Origin of the sequence: Bifidobacterium lemurum (assembly GCF_014898175.1) — a bacterium.
Taxonomy (GTDB): Bacteria; Actinomycetota; Actinomycetes; order Actinomycetales; family Bifidobacteriaceae; genus Bifidobacterium; species Bifidobacterium lemurum.
Genome location: NZ_CP062948.1, coordinates 592,303 through 607,926 on the forward strand (window position 1 = coordinate 592,303; position 15,624 = coordinate 607,926).

The following is a 15,624-nucleotide window of genomic DNA, read 5'->3' on the forward strand; positions in this document are numbered from 1 at the left end:
TTATTCCGGAAGTCCCCGGCATCTCACGTAATATCGATCGCAGCCTGCTTGCGGGCAGCCGTCGGAAACGGCCAGAAGGGAACCGTTTGGGAGGCGGATAGGTCGAAACCCGTGGGACGCGCAACGGCTAAGCAACGCAGCGTCTAGGCAACGCAACGTCTGAACAACGCAATGACTCAGCCGCGCCAGCATTCCTCATACGGGATGCCGGTCAGCCGCTCGACCGTCTTGCGGGTCTCATCGTCGACCTGCGCCTTACTGCCGCCCGCACGCAAGCGGTCGATCTCACGCAACACCAGCAGATTCGTCTCACGGTCGATCGTCAGCTGCGACGAAATAACCCAGGCGAGCACCATGGCGATGGCGAACCATCCAAGCAGCACCGCGCCCAAACCATCGCGCGCCATTTCGGACTGCGTATCCAGCGTGGAGTCGAACCCCACCCAGCCGAGTATCGCGCCCACCGCAATCACCACGACACCGGAACCCAACTGGCGCAGGCAGGATTGGATGCCGGAGAAGGTGGCGGAACGGTAGCGCCCGGTGACCAGCTGGTCGATATCCGCGATGAACGGAAACACCGACCATGGCAGATATCCGCAGAGCGATTTGAACGCGAAGAACACCACCACGCCGGCCACCGCGAACACCGTCCACGCCGTGGAGGGCAGCACGTCCACCAACCGCCAGGCCGCGAACATCCAGCCCACCCCCGCAAGACACCCGATGAAGTTCACCGCATACAGGCGACGGGGCCCGATGGCGGAAAGCAGCCAGCCGAACAGCGGCATCAGCGGCAGCGAGATCACGCCGCATCCCAGCAGCAGCGAGGCGAAGGCGGCGGTGCGGTTCCAATCGTAGATCACGAAGAACACGAAGGTCTGCCCGAACACATCCATCGCCAGCTGCACCAGCAGGTAGATGGACAGATGCCGGCGGAATTCGGCGATGCGCAACGTCGAGGCATACTCCCCCAACACTTTGCCCAAGCGTCGCAGCCAGCCAAGCAACCCCACGCGACGGCGCGGGACCTCGCCGCGCGCCCACGCTCCGAAGCCCGCCTCCTCCGGCGTCATCTCCCAAGTGGCACGCCAGCACAGAAACAGGGACAGCGAGAACCAGACGGTGAAGCCGATGGCGAAGATCATATAGCCGACCGGCCGCCATTCGCCGAATATCGCCAACGTCGCGCTGCCGGCCAATGGGATCAGCGTGCCGGTTCCGGTGGAGATGAACAGGCGCGTGGTCGACAGCTTCGTGCGTTCGTCGAAATCCTGCGCCATCTCGCCGGGAAGAGGGTTGTAGCAGGCCTGGAACGCCTGTGGCAGCATCGCCCACAGCACGTACACCACCGCATACACGCCGACCGGCAGTCCCGGAATCCACAGGAACACGCCGATCAGCACCAATGGCGAAAGCAGGGCGAGCAGGAAGCGGCGGCGCCCGAAGCGCAGGCCGATCGGAAAACGGTAGAGATTGTCGTCGAGCACGCCGAACACCAGCGCCGCGAACGCGCTGACGATGGCGCACGCGCCGATGATGCCTTGGGCCGTGGTGATCGACATGCCGCCGAATCGGTTCCAGAACAGCGCCAGATAGGTGGTGCCCAGCGCGAGCTGTCCGCCGCCGAAGCAGTCGCCGATGCCGAAACCGATGGCATCACGCAGGGTGATGCGCCGTTTGTCGGATGCGACGACCGCCTCGCGCAGGGCCGCGCTTTCGATTGTGCTTCCAGTCATACTTCCGCCTGCATAAGTTCCGCGTTCACAGCGTAATAACCGTGAACGACCATGCGGGAGCCTCGTACACGCCGGCCGCCAGGTCGATCCGCACGGACTGCGGCGCGTACGGCGCCTCCTGCCCCACACGCCCGGCGTATTCGTCGTCGCCGGCGAGCACGACGGCCTTCGCGTGCGCACGCCGTTCGGGCGCAAGTCCCAGCCCATCGCACACCTGCGTCAGGTCCACCTGAACCGACTCGGGCATCGCGTTGACCACGCGCACATACGTCACGCCCGCGGCCGTATCCTGCGCGACGGTGACGGTGCGGCGCGGCTCGGCCGGATCCTCGCACCCGTCCGCGATCAGCTCGCCGTCGATGAACAGACGCATGCTCGCGCCGCGGTCGGCGACTTCGACGCGCACGTCCCACGTGGTGCCGGGACGCACGGCGTCCATCGACACCTCCGTGCCGGCGAGCGCGTACCCGCTGCCGTCGCGCACCACCTGCACGCTGTGCCCGCGCCCGAGCGAGACGATGTTGTGGTTAGGGCCGTCCACGTCGCCCATCGCGAACTGCACGCCCCACATGCCCTCCCAGTAGGTGACCCGCGCGCGCAGCGTGTAGCTCTCGCCGCTCGTCGCCAGCGTGGTGTCGACGGGACCGTTGCCCAAGTAGTGGACGTCGGGCAGGGCGATGGTCTCGCCGTCCGCCGTTTCGATGCTGAGGTCGCGGATGTCTGCGTGCGCGCCGCCGAGGATGCGCAGGCCGATGTTCTCCGGCAGTTCGCGGGTCAGCGTGGCGGGCCCGTCGAGCGTCACCGGATAGGCGGCGTCGCAGGTGGTGGTGGCGAACATCCGCTGCACCCAGTAGCTGATGGCGCGGTAGACGCGCTCGTTGTCGAAGTAGATGAGGTCGGGATTCCAGCTTTCGTGGCCGTTTTTGGCGAACAGCGGCGCGTAGGAGGCCATCGACACCACGTCGCCGTTGAGCTCCATATGGCTCATGAACGCGGCTTCCGACAGGCCGTTGATGAGCTGGGTGCCCCATGAGCCGTATTCGCCGAGGTACACCTTCGGGCCGCCGCGGTCGGCGTCGTCGTAGTGGTGCAGGTTGTGGAACCACCAGCTCGGCGACTGGTAGGAGTGTTCGTCGACGACCGGGATGCCGGCTTCGCGCGCGTAGGCCCAGCCGAGTTCGTAATCCTGCCCTTCAGGTGCGGGCCCGACGGTACCGACCACGACGATTTCGGGGTAGGCGGCCTTCACCGCGTCGAAGATGCGTTGGAAGCGGTCTTTGAACACGGGGTCGATGAGGTCCTCGTTGCCGATGCCCAGATATTCCAGCCCGAAGGGTTCGGGATGGCCGAGTTCGGCGCGGCGCGCGCCCCATGGGGTGTCGGCGTCTCCGTTGCAGAATTCGACCAGCGCGAGCACTTCGTCGATGTAGGCGGGCATGTCGCGTTCGGCGATGGGCACGGGGCCTTGGCTGGTGTTCTGGCAGCTGACGGCCGCGGGCAGCACGGGCAGGGGTTTCGCGCCGATCGCCTCGCACAGGCACAGATATTCGTAGTAGCCGACGCGGAAGCTCTGGTGGTAGCCCCACGTGTTGAAGTTGTGCGGGCGATGCTCAACGGCGCCGATGGTGCGGTCCCAGTGGTACATGTTCTCCATGCCCAGGCCGTGGGTGATGCAGCCGCCGGGGAAGCGCATGAACCGCGGCTTGAGTTCGGCGAGCGCCTGAACCAGGTCGGGGCGCATGTGGGCCGTCAGGCCTTGGGTTGTGGCGGCCGGTTCCAGCGAGATGAAGTCGAGGTCGAGTTCGCCCGGTTGGGTGAAGGTGAGGCGCAGCATGCCCTGGCGCGCGACGGCCGGCGGATTGGCCGGGACGGTCGAGTTGGTCAGGTTGACCGGATTGGCCAGGGCGGTCGAGTTGGCCAGGACGGCTGGACTGGCCGGATTGACCGGGTCGTCCGGAGCGTTAGGCTCACCCGAAGGCGCGTCCTGCGCGGGATCGTCCGCGTCACCGGCGCAAGCGTATGATTCGCGGGCGATGCCGTCGGTTCCGCCGCGCGTTTCGCCGTCGTCGTCGGCCGCATCGTACGATGCGGTTCCGTCGGCCGCGACGGTGAGGTCGACGGCGAGCTGGCACCACTGCCGCGTTTCGGCCGTGACCCGCGCCCGGGCCAACGTTTCGCCCCGGTCGCCGATCAGGGCGATGTCGATGGGCATCGCGCCGGTTCCGCCGCGCTTGCGAGCCCACAGGGAGCATCGGTAGGTTTCGCCGGCGCGGAAGACCATGCCGTCGAAGCCGACGTTCTCCAACGAGGCCGGGGCGTCGCGCACCTCGACCACGGCGTAGTGCGGGTTCTCGTTTGCCACCGGATCGTCGACGCCGACGCCGAACGCGGCGAAGGATCCTTCCGGCACGATTTTGCGCCAGGCGGTGTAGCTGCTCCAGTCGCGGCTGTCGGCGCGGTTGTATTCGAAGGCGCCGTTCTGCACGAGTTCGCTGGCCAGGCCGCCGTCGGCGGAATGGCTGATGTCCTCGAAGAAGATGCCCCACAGGTCGGTGCTGATTTTCCGCACGCCGGCCTTGTCGAGGGTGGCGGTGAGTCGTTCGTTTGTCATGATGTTCCTTTTTGGGTTGTGGGATTCCTTGACTCCGCTGCGCTGCGCTCGGAATGACGGAAGCGAAGAGCCGTCACGCCGAATGACACGGCACCTGTCCGCGTCATGCTGAGCGAAACGACGCACGCCCACGCTGTACCGAGCGCCGGCGCAGGCGTCTCCTGATTCCGCTGGATGCTCAGCGACGGTCGAGCGCGATCCACAGCACGCCGTGGGAGGGGATCGTGCCGGCGATCACCCGGTCTGCCCCTTCGCCTTCGATGCGCACGTCGGCCGGAGCCGCGCCGTCGGCCACGCCGGCGAACAGATCGGTGAGGGTCCACGGATCGTCGCGTCCGTCGATGCCGACGATGGATTGCAGTTCGATGTTGCCGCCGAGCTCGTAGTCGTCGTCGCCGGTCCAGAACAGGGCCGCGTACCGGCCGTTCGGATGGGCAGATGGCGTGCCGTCGGCCCAGTCGGCGGCGTCGGCGGCCCAGACGATGAGTTCGCCGCGATAGCTGTTCTCGTCGTCCCAGCGGGCGAAGATGCGTTCGCGCACGGTTTCGTGGTTGTCGGCCGAGCCCGCGGTCACCTCGCGTAGGGCCGGGTTGGCGAGCAGGGCGATGGTTTCGGGCGTGCTGGTGGGCAGGTCGCCGCCCACCATCAGCGGCGAGCGTCCCATGCACCATAGGGCGAGCAGGGTGCGGCGCTCGTCCGGGGTCAGACGGCAGTCGCGGTCGTCCCCGCGTTCGGCGCGCAGGCCGATATGCCCCAGCGGCAGCATGTCGGCGTCGGCCCAGTGGCCGGCGGTCTGGAACGGGGCCCAACGGGCGAGGCGAGCGAACTGTTGGAGGATGTCCTCCCAACGGTCCCACAGGTCGTCGGAGATGCGCCACATCTGGGCGTTCTCGCGCAGGAAGTCGACGTAGCCGGTGCTCACCCAGCCGCCGGGCGAGAGCGAAAGGCTGATGGCGCGGCCGTGCGCGGCCTCGGCTTTGGCGATGGCGCGCCGGTAGGCGGCGATCTCCTCGGAATGGAACGGGGTCTGCATGTCGTCGACTTTGAGGAAGTCGAGCCCCCATTCGGCGAATTGGTCGAGTTGCGCGTCGTACCAGGCCTGCGCGCCGGGATGGGATTGGTTGAGCCCGTAGTTGTCGGGGTTCCACTTGCACACATGGTCGAGGTCGGCCACGTCGCGCGCGGTGTATGCGGTGCCTTTGACGGGCAGGTCGCGTTCGACGGCGAGGCGGGGGATGCCGCGCATCATATGCGCGCCGAATTTCAGTCCCAGCGCGTGCACGGCGTCGGCGATCGGCTTGAAGCCCGCGCCGTTCGCCGCGCTCGGGAAGCGCTCCGGGTCGGGCAGCTGACGGCCGTATTCGTCGAGCACCAGTGGCGCGTTCTCATTGTAGCCGTGCGCGCGGGCGGTCGGATCGTACCAGTCGATGTCCACGACCAACGTGTCCCATCCGGCGGCGAGCAGATGCTCGGCCATGAAACGCGCGTTGGCGAGCAGCTCCTGCTCATTGAGTGTGGTGCCGTATGAATCCCAGCTGTTCCAGCCCATCGGTGGGCGGTTCGCTTTGAGATGCCCGCTCATGTCGTTTCCTTTCCGTCCTTCGTCGCATGCCGGCCGCGTCGCGAGGCCGCCGATGTCGGGCGGCGGCCGTCCGGCCCGTTCCGATCCGTGTGGAATGGCCCCACACAAATATGTACCGTTACATATTCTAAAGCAACATCATCACTTCGCAAACAGCATCCGCCTATCGGAGAGTTGCCTGTTATTTCACTTAATTACAATGATTTTCACCTCGGTTTGCATTTTGTCCTGCAAGACAATATCGTTAAATAAACCCACCCATATCATGCGGACATATCGCGGTCCGGAGCCGGCAGTCAGGCGCACCCGACAAGAAGACGCACAGCTGAAGGTCGTGATATGCGTACGATATGCGGTATCGGCCGTCAGACGCACCCAAGGAGGAGTCATGGGCACAGGCAGCACCCCGACATTACGCGATGTGGCGCGAGCGGCGGGAGTGTCCCCCATGACCGCGTCGAACGCGCTGCACGGCAAGCCCGGCGTCAAGGAGTCCACGCGGCTCAAGGTGGTCGCGGCCGCGAAAAAACTCGACTACCGCATCAATCTCACCGCAAGCATGCTCAAATCCGGCCGCAGCAACATCATCCACATCGTCGTGAACGAATACGACTCACCTTTCTATTCCAAACTCGTGCAGTCGCTCAGCGCGCACACCACCGCGCGCGGACTCACCCCATTCCTCGAACAGACGCGATATTCGCCGGACGCGGCCAAACAGGCGCTGCAATCCTCCCCCTTCTCCGACCAGCTCTTCGACGGGGAGATCCTGCACGCCTCCGGACTGAACCCGGACGCCCCAATCGACAGCATGACCCACGGCCGCCCCTTCGTGCTGATCGACTCATGCGAAATCCAGCCCACCACCGACCAGGTGAACTTCCCCAACGAGGAGGGGGCGCGCGCCGCCGTGCGCCATCTGATCGACCGCGGATGCCAACGCGTCGCGCTCGTCGGCGAAACCTACATGGAACGCGGCGAACTCGCGCAGGCGCAAAGTTCCGGAGCCCTGCGTCTGCGCGGCGCCAGCGGCGCGCTGCTCGACGCCGGACTGCCCTACGACGAGCCCACGGTCTTCCACGCCTACGGCATCGACGACGGCATCGCCGCCGGAGAGCGCATCGCACGTCATATTCTGGCGGCCCGCGGCACGACATCGGAGACCGCGAACCAAGACCCCCGCCCCGCGCTGATCGACAACCAGACAGCCACCGGAACGCATGTGTACGACCGCGGGGGGCACCCACAATCCGTGCAGATCGGCAACCAGACAGCGGCGGATGCCGGTCAGTCCGCCGCTGCGCGGACCGACCGACGCACCACGGCGAACGCGAGGCAAACCACCACCGCACAGAATGACCCGCACACCGCGGAACGGACGAACGTTGCCGAGGAGACCGCGCCGATTCCGTTCGATGGGGTGTTCTGCGCGAACGACTGCGTCGCCTTCGCGGTGATCCGCGGCCTGAACGATCTCGGACTCGACGTGCCGCGCGATGTGAAGGTGATCGGCTTCGACGGGGCCAGCGCCGGCGCGTACGCGACCCCCAGCCTGAGCACCATCCAAGTCGACCTCGACCAACTCTCCCGCTTCGCGCTCGACCTGCTCGTCCGACGCATCGAACGCCGGGCGAACGGCGAGACGGACGAACCGCCCGCGCAACTCACCATCGGATATCGGCTTGTCGAGCGCGAGTCCACAAGCCTGTTATCGCACGACGGAGGCCGGCGCTCCCACGCGTGCGACCCATCCATCAACCTCAAATGAACATACGAATGGCGGACTTCCTTGGAAATCCGCCATTATGTCATCCACGCAACGCACACGGGCTGTGCGATTCATGTAAGGAAAAGTCGCACGAGCGATACCGCGCAACCGCTCCGTGCGACCTCACTCAAACAGATAATCAACCAACTCGCGCATGCGGGTCAGATGCGTCTCATCCTCCACGTTGGAGATCACCAGATACGCGTCGTCGGGCGCGCCGTCCAGCGACGTCCACGTGGACGACTTGCTCAGGTCGAGCGCGAACGCCTGCGACGCGTCGGTCACCGGCTCGCCGTCGACATCGACCAAGGCGTCGGCCACCGCCTCCAGCTGCGAGGACTCGAGCTTCTCCGACAGAGACGAGGCGTATCCACGCGTCTCCACCAATGCCAACGTCTCTTCGGTGGTGATCAGCACATTGATGCCCCCCGCGCTGATACGGGTGAGCAGACCGGCGGAATCGTCGGTGTAGATGTTTCCGTCCTCGGTGATGTCGTAGGAACCGTCGAACTGCGCGATCCGCTCGTCCTCGATGCCCGCGCGCTCGATGAAGCCGGTTTTCAGATCCGACATCGGCTGCGCGTAGGACTCACCGGCGTTGAGCCGCACGACCGTGAGCTCCGCATCGGGCCCACGCGTCACCATGGTGACGACAAGCGCCACGACAAACACCACGACCACCAACACCAGCCCCGTCTCCACCAGGAAATTCTGGCGGAAGAAGGGCCAACGGTCCTTAGGTGGAAGCTCACGCAGCGTTTTCCATTTCGACTGCTTCGCATATTTGTTCTCCGAGGCGAGAGCGGCGATGGCGTCCTGCTGCTCTTGCGTGAACACCACCCCACCTTTATGGTTGCTGTCGTCTGCCGTCACACGGACCTCCTTATATGCTCGCGCTGACAGTGTACATCGTCCGCACCATCGCTGGCTGGGAGCGGGTCGCACGAATACCTTGGTCTCGTGCGTTCGTGCGCCCCTCCCGTCGGCCCCAAACGCACACAAAAAAGGCGAATTTCCTTGGAAATCCGCCCTTTTGCTTCTTACGGAACGCACACGGTCTGTGCGATTCATGTAAGGAAAAGTCGCACGGGACCGGGTTGGGGCGGGGTCCGTGCGAAGTCCGTGCGCTTCTCTCGCCCGACGGCCGCGCCGGACTCAGAAGGTCAACGGCCGCACGTACGACCCCACGGCCGGACGCACCGGCTCCAGCGTGCCGTCGGTGTTATGGGTCAGGGGAGCGAACACCACCTCGCGGTGACAGCCGTCGCCGCCCGTCCAGCGACCGTCTGGATGGTAGGCGAATCGATGGTAGGCGATGATCCATTCGTCGGTGCCGGGGATATTCACGATATTGTGATGCCCGGTGCCGTACAGGTGATGCTCGGGATCCTGCTCCAGCAGTGTGCGCGGCTCGCTCCACGGCCCATGCAGGGAATCCGACATCGCGTATTTGACGCAGTATTCCGGATCGCGCGTGTCGTTTTCGCTCCACGAAGCGTAGTACATGCCGTTACGGCGGTGGATCCAGATGGCCTCGCGAAAATCGCCGGGAATCCACGACCAAGCCCGCGTCTCATCGAACGACAGGCAATCGTCGGAGAATGGGGCTATCCACGCCCGGCCGTTACCCCAGAGGAAGTACCGACTGCCATCGTCGTCGACGAACGCGCCGGGATCGATGGTATGGCAGTCGTAGGTGCCCTTACGCACCAGCGGCTGCGGCTGGGGGACGAACGGGCCGTACGGGGCGTCCGCCACGGCGGCGCCGATTTGTCCGCCCGCGACAAACAGGAACACGTACTTGCCTTGGGATGATCGCACGATGGACGGCGCCCACGCGCCGTTCTCACCGTCCCACCACGGCACGTCGCGCAGGTCGAGCGCCGGATAGCGCTCCCAAGTGGCGAGGTCGTCGGAGACGTACACGCTGAATACGGTGGTCCCCCAATCGTCGACGCCGTCGTCGGTGTAGTAGAGGAAGTATCGGCCGTCGAAGATCGCGAGATTCGGATCCGCACCGTAGCGGCGCAGCGGATTGGTCGGCAACGTCGCGTCGTTCACGCGGTGCGGAAGCAGCTCACGCTCCGCGACGCGCACGACGGGGGGTTCAAAAGCGTTGGTCATCGTAGTGCCTTTCTCATGCCCGCACCCGCGGGCGTAGCTTGTTATCAGGTCACAGGCGGAGCGAAAGGAGAACACGCTCCGCCGCGGCCTCGACCATGGGAGGACTGGCGTTCCATTTCAGCCATCAGCCCGACAAGACCGGAGACGATCCGCTTCTGGCAGAAACCGCGCCAAGGACGGCCTTCATCGTCTTCGTGATCCTCATGACTCCTCCTTTATCGGGGCTGCTATGCCCCTGTGGTCGTTTCATGGCTGCATCGCCATGTATTTCCCGCTGAATTCTTGTTTTGACACGATTCAACTCAGTGACGGATACCGTTATACATCACTGAGTTGAATCGTGTCAAATCATCGGGGTACACTGGGCCCAAGAAGAGGTCCTCCCAGCGAAGCCCAATAGCAACGCAACCATTGCAATATCCAAGGAGCGCAGCATGGTCACGATGAGCGATGTCGCCAAGGCGGCCGGCGTGTCGCGCGCCACCGCATCCTACGCGCTGCGCGGCGACCCACGCATCGCCCCCGCGACCACGGACCGCGTGCTTCAAGCGGCGCGCGCGTTGCAATACACCACCAATCTCTCCGCCCGCTCTCTGCGATCCGGACGCAGCGGGCTTATCGGTGTGGCGATTTTCGAACTCGACTTCCCATACCCCTCCGAAATGAGCGCCGCCATCTCCCGCGAGGTCGCCCGCCACGGGCTCGAAGCCATCGTCCAGGAGACCTCCAATTCCAAAGAAAGCGAAATCGCGATTCTGCAGAAGGTGACGAGCCAACTGTGCGACGGTACGATTTTCAGCCCAGGCAACGTCTCCGATGAGGAGATCCGCGCGCTGTCCGGCGGCAAACCGGTGGTGCTGCTCGACGACCTCTCCCCCGATCCGGTATTCGATTCGGTGGCCACACCATGCGAGGCCGGCACCGAAACCGCCATCCGGCATCTGGTCGACATTGGATGCCGTCGCATCCTGGTGATCGGCGCCAACTATGACATGCTCGCCGAAGACCGTGGCGCCACATCGGTATCAGGCCGCCGCCTCATCGGATGTCTCAACGCCTTCGAAGTCCTCGGCATCACCCCCGACCCCTCGCAGTTCGTCAGTACCGAATGGCGCACCGCAAACGCCCGCGCTATGGCGCATACCCTCGTCGATTCGGGAGTCGAATTCGACGGCGCTTTCTGCATGACCGACTCGATCGCGCTTGGCTTCATCCGCGGACTGGCGGACCGGGGCGTCAATGTGCCGCAGGATGCCGCCGTCATCGGCTTCGATGGCATCAACGAATGCGACTACTACATTCCCTCGCTCTCCACCATCGCCACCGACATGGAGGATCTGGCGCGCAAAGCGGTGGGACTGCTGCTCGACCGCATCGACGGTGGGGGCGTCCCCGCCCGCACGCTTACCGCCGACTATAGGCTGGTCGCACGCGAGTCGACCCGACGGTAGAGGCGGGTCGCACGGATACGGGCGGCCGCCGTGCCCGTGCGACCCTGTTTCGACCGCCAAACGCACACGGAAGGGCGGATTTCCTTGGAAATCCGCCCTTCCTCCCGTCATGAATCGCACACGACCTGTGCGATTCATGTAAGGAAAAGTCGCATGGGACTGAGATGGGGCGAGGTCCGTGCGAAGCCCGCGACGGGCCTACGCCCCGACGCCGGCTGTGATCATCGCGTATTGCGACTCGTACAGCCGCCAATACGCACCGCGCGCCTCAAGCAGCGTCTTATGCGCGCCATGCTCGACGATCTGCCCGTGGTCGATGTAGAAGATCTCGTCCGCGTTCTCAATGGTCGACAACCGGTGCGCGATGATGAAGCTCGTGCGCCCCTTCAGCAGCGCGGCGAGCCCGGCCTGCAGCGCCTCCTCGGTGCGCGTGTCGATATTCGACGTCGCCTCGTCGAGGATCAGGATCCGCGGGTCGGCGAGCAGCACGCGAGCGAAGGCGATGAGCTGTCGCTGCCCGGCGGAGAGCGTCGAGCCACGCTCCTCCACCACGGTGTCGTAGCCGTCGGGCAGTTCCATGATGAACTCGTGCGCGTGCACGGCCCGGGCCGCAGCCTCGATCTGATCGTCCGTGGCGTCGAGCTTGCCGTAGCGGATATTCTCGCGCACGTCGCCCGAGAAGATGAACGTGTCCTGCAGCATCACGCCCATCTGCCGGCGCAGCGACTCAAGCGTCACGTCGCGCACGTCGTAGCCGTCGATCGTCACCGACCCCTCCGACACGTCGTAGAAACGCGACAGCAGCGAGATGATCGTCGTCTTGCCCGCGCCCGTCGGCCCCACCAGCGCGACCGTGCGCCCCGGTGAGACATGGAAGTCCACCAGATTGAGGATGTTGCGCCCACCCTCCTCGTAGCGGAACACCACATCGTTGAAATCCACCGCGCCACACACCTGCGGCAGGTCGGCGGCCCCCGGCCTGTTCTCGATCTCGGGCACCACATCCAGCGTCTCGAAGATGCGCTCCAGATAGGCGGAGCAGGTGATGAGCTGGTTGTAGAAGTTGCCGATGTTGATGACCGGGTTCCAGAAGTTATTCGCGTAGCCGACGAACGCGATGAGCACGCCCGTGGTCACGTCCACGCCGGCGAAGCCCGTGATGCCCACGAAGTAGATCAGCGCGATCGTCATCACGGAGATGGTCTGCACGCCCGGCCACATGAGGAACTGGATGTGCACCGCCTTCATCCACGCGTCGCGCACCTCGCTTTGCTGCTGCTGGAAGGTGGCGAACTGCGCTCGCTCCTGTGCGAAGGTCTGCGTGGTTTTCACTCCGGCGATCGACTCGTGGATGTACGCGTTGAGGTTCGACTGCTTGTTCGACAGCCGCTGGTAGGCGCGCCGCTGGAAATACTGCAGCACGCGCACCCAGAGGATGAGCACGGGGAACAGCACCAGGCTCCACAGCGCGAGCCGCCAGTCGACCGCGAACATAATCACCAGCGTGAGCAGGAAGGTGAACACGTCGGAGATCACGTTGATCAGACCGGACGAAAGCGTGTCGGACAGCGTGTTCACGTAGTTGACCACACGGATCAGGATCTTGCCGTGCGGACGCGAGTCGAAGTAGCTGAACGGCAGCGTCTGGATATGCGTGAAGATGTCGCGGCGCATGTCCTTGAGCATCATCTGCCCCACGCGCGTGATCTCCACCGTGCGGTAGCGCAGGCACAGCTCGTAGACCACGATCAGCACGGCGAGCAGACCGGCGAGCAGACCCAGCAAACCCAGATCCTTGTTCGGAATCGCCTCGTCGATCATGATTTTGGTCAGGTAGGGCACGGTGACCAGGATGCCGCTCATCGACACGACGACGATGAGGATGCGGACCACGCGGTCGAGATACGGTTTGAGATATTTGCCGACGCGCAGGATGTCGCGCAGGTTGATCTGCTCCTCGAGTTCCTCGTCCTCACGGAATGTGTTGCGTTGCGCCATGGAATGCGTCCCCCTTTCCTACTCGCCGTAGCCTTGCGAACGGCCCGATTGCAGGCCGAGCTGTTTGTGGTAGATGTCCCAGTACCGCCCGTGCGCCTTGACCAGCTCCTCGTGCGTGCCGCGCTCGACCACCTGACCGCGTTCCAGCACGAGGATCAGGTCCGCGTCCTTCACCGATGAGATGCGGTGCGCGATGGTGATGATCGTCTTGCGGCTGTCCATCTCCTGCAGGCGGCGCTGGATCTGGGCTTCCGTCTCCATGTCGACGGCCGAGGTGGTGTCGTCCATGATGAGGATCGCCGGATCGTCCGCCAACGCGCGGGCCAGCGACAGGCGCTGCTTCTGCCCGCCGGACAGGCCCACGCCGCGCTCACCCACCACCGTGTCGTAGCCTTCGGGCATCGAGGTGATGAACTGGTCGGCGCCGGCGATCTGCGCCATACGGCGGATGAAGCACTCGTCGCGGTCGCCGCCCGCGCCGAACGCGATATTGCCGCCGATGGTGTCGGAGAACAGGAAGGTGTCCTGCGCGACGATGCACACCTGCGAGCGCAGCGTGGTCAGCGGCCAGTCGCGCGCGTCGATGCCGTCGATCATCACATGGCCGACGGTCGGATCGTAGAAGCGCGAGATGAGGTTGACCAGCGTGGATTTGCCCGAGCCGGTCTCGCCGAGGATGCCCAGCTTGCCGCCCGCGGGGATAACGAAATCGACGTCTTTGAGGATCGGTGTTTTGGGGTCGTCGGGGAAGGCGAAGCTCACATGGTCGAAGCGGATCTCGCCGCTGATGCGGTCCGGCGCCGGCGGATGGGCCGCGCCGACCTGTTCGGCGATGACCACGGCCTGTTTGACCGTGTCTTCGGCGCCGTCCTTCTCCACGATGCGCGGCTTGGCGGTGAGCAGCTTGCGGATCTTCACGCAGGAGGCGTTGAACCGCTGCCAGTCGTTGATCAGCCAGCCGGACTGGCGCACCGGACCGTCGATCATCCACAGGAAGGAGTTGAAGCTCACCAGGTTGCCGAGGGTCATGTGGCCGCGGATCACGAGGAAGCCGCCGAGCCCTAAGGTGATGAGCTGCAGCGAGAAGCCGAGCCCGTCGAGCCAGGGCATATAGCGGCGGGTGTTGTAGGCCTGCGCCATGTTGCGCCGCATGTAGTCGTCGTTGCGCTCGTCGAATTTCTCGGTCTCGTATCCCTCGCGCACGAAGGCCTTGACCACGCGGTTGCCTTCGATGTTCTCCTCGACCATGGAGTTGAGCTCGGCGAGCGAGTTGCGGATGGCGAGGAACAGCGGGCGCGCGTGGCTCGACAGGCCGCGCGTGAGCACGAACAGGAAGGGGGTGATGCAGGCGAGCGCGAGGGCGAGACGCCAGTCGATGGCGAACATGACGGCGAGCGCGCCGACGAACATGACCACGCAGTCGACCACCTGATAGGTCACCCAGCTCAGGGCGTGGCGGATCGCGTCGGTGTCGGAGGTCATGCGGCTCATGATGTCGCCGGTGCGCGTGTGGTTGAAGTAGGTGAAGTCGAGCTTGTGCAGCTTCTCGTATTCGTCCGAGACGAGCCGGTATACGGAGTTCTGCCCGAAGCGCTCCATCCACATCACGTAGCCGTAGCGTGAGGCGACGCGCACCAGGGTCATGACGATCATCAGCAGGCACAGGCGGGTGAGCTCGTCGACGTGCCCCTGCACGATCACGCGGTCGACGATCATGCCGGTGATCAGCGGAATGGACAGCGCCATCGTGTTGTTCACGACGAACAGCACGACCGAGCCCGCCACGCGCGGCCAGTCGGGCTTGCAGTATGGCAGGATCCAGCGGATGTTGCCGGCGTTTTGGTTACGGTTCGGATCGACGTACATGGAAGGACGGTCCCTCGTGTCTCTCTGTGTGGGCGGTCATGGTCTGGTGTGTTTGTGTTTGATGGGATGATGGTTGCACTGGCTGATGATTCGGCCGCCGACATGGCTTGCGGCCGATGTCGCAGGTGTGAAGGACCGTCGTGCGGACGCCGCGCGTCCACGCGGGCCGACCCGTCTTCGCTCAAGGCGCGTACGCCAGCATCACCCCTGTTCCCGCGGGATCGCGACCGTGCCGCCTCAGCGCGCCTCGGTAACGCCCGCATATGAACTTTTCGTCGTTCCCTTAAGGCTTTGTTCGCCTTACAAACTCGGTTCATTCTATGCGGACGGTTTCTGATCGCAAGCCCTTGGTTTCACGGCGTGTTCGGCTTGGATACGCCGATGCGCGCCCATATGTCGGCGCACGGACGCTTCGGTCTTTTTCGTGATTTAGGCAAACGTTGTACCGCAATCGGGCCACCACCGCCGCACGGCGGCCCATCACA

9 protein-coding genes are annotated in these 15,624 nt (G+C 64.6%); 2 read left to right on the forward strand and 7 right to left on the reverse strand.

All coding sequences use genetic code 11. The annotated features are described in order from the left end of the window. Positions 1-176 precede the first annotated feature (176 nt). The 3 genes from BL8807_RS02320 to BL8807_RS02330 all read right to left on the reverse strand — a co-directional run bounded on the left by BL8807_RS02320 (position 177) and on the right by BL8807_RS02330 (position 5,899). Positions 177-1,739: an MFS transporter gene (locus BL8807_RS02320; RefSeq protein ID WP_072723424.1), complete on the reverse strand. Its 1,563-nt coding sequence runs from the start codon at positions 1,737-1,739 to the stop codon at positions 177-179. A 25-nt stretch (positions 1,740-1,764) separates the two neighbouring features. Continuing rightward, the gene (locus BL8807_RS02325; RefSeq protein WP_226847429.1) at positions 1,765-4,350 is read right to left on the reverse strand and encodes an alpha-L-arabinofuranosidase C-terminal domain-containing protein; all 2,586 of its coding nucleotides are present in this window, start codon (positions 4,348-4,350) and stop codon (positions 1,765-1,767) included. Positions 4,351-4,528: 178 nt separating this feature from the next. Then, positions 4,529-5,899 carry a glycoside hydrolase family 27 protein gene (locus BL8807_RS02330; protein WP_072723654.1) on the reverse strand — a complete coding sequence of 457 codons (1,371 nt, stop codon included), beginning with the start codon at positions 5,897-5,899 and terminating at the stop codon, positions 4,529-4,531. A 421-nt stretch (positions 5,900-6,320) separates the two neighbouring features. Here BL8807_RS02330 and BL8807_RS11910 point away from each other — a divergent pair, with 421 nt between their 5' ends. Continuing rightward, a complete protein-coding gene (locus tag BL8807_RS11910) occupies positions 6,321-7,700 on the forward strand; it encodes a LacI family DNA-binding transcriptional regulator (protein ID WP_226847433.1) in 1,380 nt (459 codons plus the stop codon). A gap of 123 nt (positions 7,701-7,823) precedes the next feature. On the opposite strand, the gene BL8807_RS02340 is transcribed toward BL8807_RS11910, so the two are convergent. Together BL8807_RS02340 and BL8807_RS02345 are read right to left on the reverse strand one after the other, a co-directional pair. Beyond that, positions 7,824-8,573 (reverse strand): hypothetical protein, encoded by a 750-nt coding sequence (locus BL8807_RS02340; protein WP_083570070.1) that lies wholly within the window; start codon positions 8,571-8,573, stop codon positions 7,824-7,826. Positions 8,574-8,855: 282 nt separating this feature from the next. Beyond that, complete coding sequence (locus BL8807_RS02345; RefSeq protein ID WP_072723422.1) at positions 8,856-9,824, reverse strand: family 43 glycosylhydrolase; 969 nt, start codon at positions 9,822-9,824, stop codon at positions 8,856-8,858. 434 nt (positions 9,825-10,258) lie between these two features. On the opposite strand from BL8807_RS02345, the gene BL8807_RS02350 reads away from it, so the two are divergent. After that, positions 10,259-11,275 (forward strand): LacI family DNA-binding transcriptional regulator, encoded by a 1,017-nt coding sequence (locus BL8807_RS02350; protein WP_072723421.1) that lies wholly within the window; start codon positions 10,259-10,261, stop codon positions 11,273-11,275. A gap of 198 nt (positions 11,276-11,473) precedes the next feature. Here the strand turns inward: BL8807_RS02350 and BL8807_RS02355 are convergent, their stop codons facing one another. Both BL8807_RS02355 and BL8807_RS02360 read right to left on the reverse strand, forming a co-directional pair. Beyond that, positions 11,474-13,273 carry an ABC transporter ATP-binding protein gene (locus BL8807_RS02355; RefSeq protein ID WP_072723419.1) on the reverse strand — a complete coding sequence of 600 codons (1,800 nt, stop codon included), beginning with the start codon at positions 13,271-13,273 and terminating at the stop codon, positions 11,474-11,476. 18 nt (positions 13,274-13,291) lie between these two features. Beyond that, positions 13,292-15,139 carry an ABC transporter ATP-binding protein gene (locus tag BL8807_RS02360; protein WP_072723417.1) on the reverse strand — a complete coding sequence of 616 codons (1,848 nt, stop codon included), beginning with the start codon at positions 15,137-15,139 and terminating at the stop codon, positions 13,292-13,294. Between the last annotated feature and the right edge of the window lie 485 nt (positions 15,140-15,624).

What these genes read in the sequence shown, in the direction of transcription:
- BL8807_RS11910 (WP_226847433.1), top strand. Translation starts at nt 6,321, where the DNA reads ATGGGCACAGGCAGCACCCCGACATTACGCGATGTGGCGCGAGCGGCG.
- BL8807_RS02350 (WP_072723421.1), top strand. Translation starts at nt 10,259, where the DNA reads ATGGTCACGATGAGCGATGTCGCCAAGGCGGCCGGCGTGTCGCGCGCC.
- BL8807_RS02330 (WP_072723654.1), bottom strand. Translation starts at nt 5,899, where the DNA reads ATGGGCTGGAACAGCTGGGATTCATACGGCACCACACTCAATGAGCAG.
- BL8807_RS02345 (WP_072723422.1), bottom strand. Translation starts at nt 9,824, where the DNA reads ATGACCAACGCTTTTGAACCCCCCGTCGTGCGCGTCGCGGAGCGTGAG.
- BL8807_RS02320 (WP_072723424.1), bottom strand. Translation starts at nt 1,739, where the DNA reads ATGACTGGAAGCACAATCGAAAGCGCGGCCCTGCGCGAGGCGGTCGTC.
- BL8807_RS02325 (WP_226847429.1), bottom strand. Translation starts at nt 4,350, where the DNA reads ATGACAAACGAACGACTCACCGCCACCCTCGACAAGGCCGGCGTGCGG.
- BL8807_RS02360 (WP_072723417.1), bottom strand. Translation starts at nt 15,139, where the DNA reads ATGTACGTCGATCCGAACCGTAACCAAAACGCCGGCAACATCCGCTGG.
- BL8807_RS02355 (WP_072723419.1), bottom strand. Translation starts at nt 13,273, where the DNA reads ATGGCGCAACGCAACACATTCCGTGAGGACGAGGAACTCGAGGAGCAG.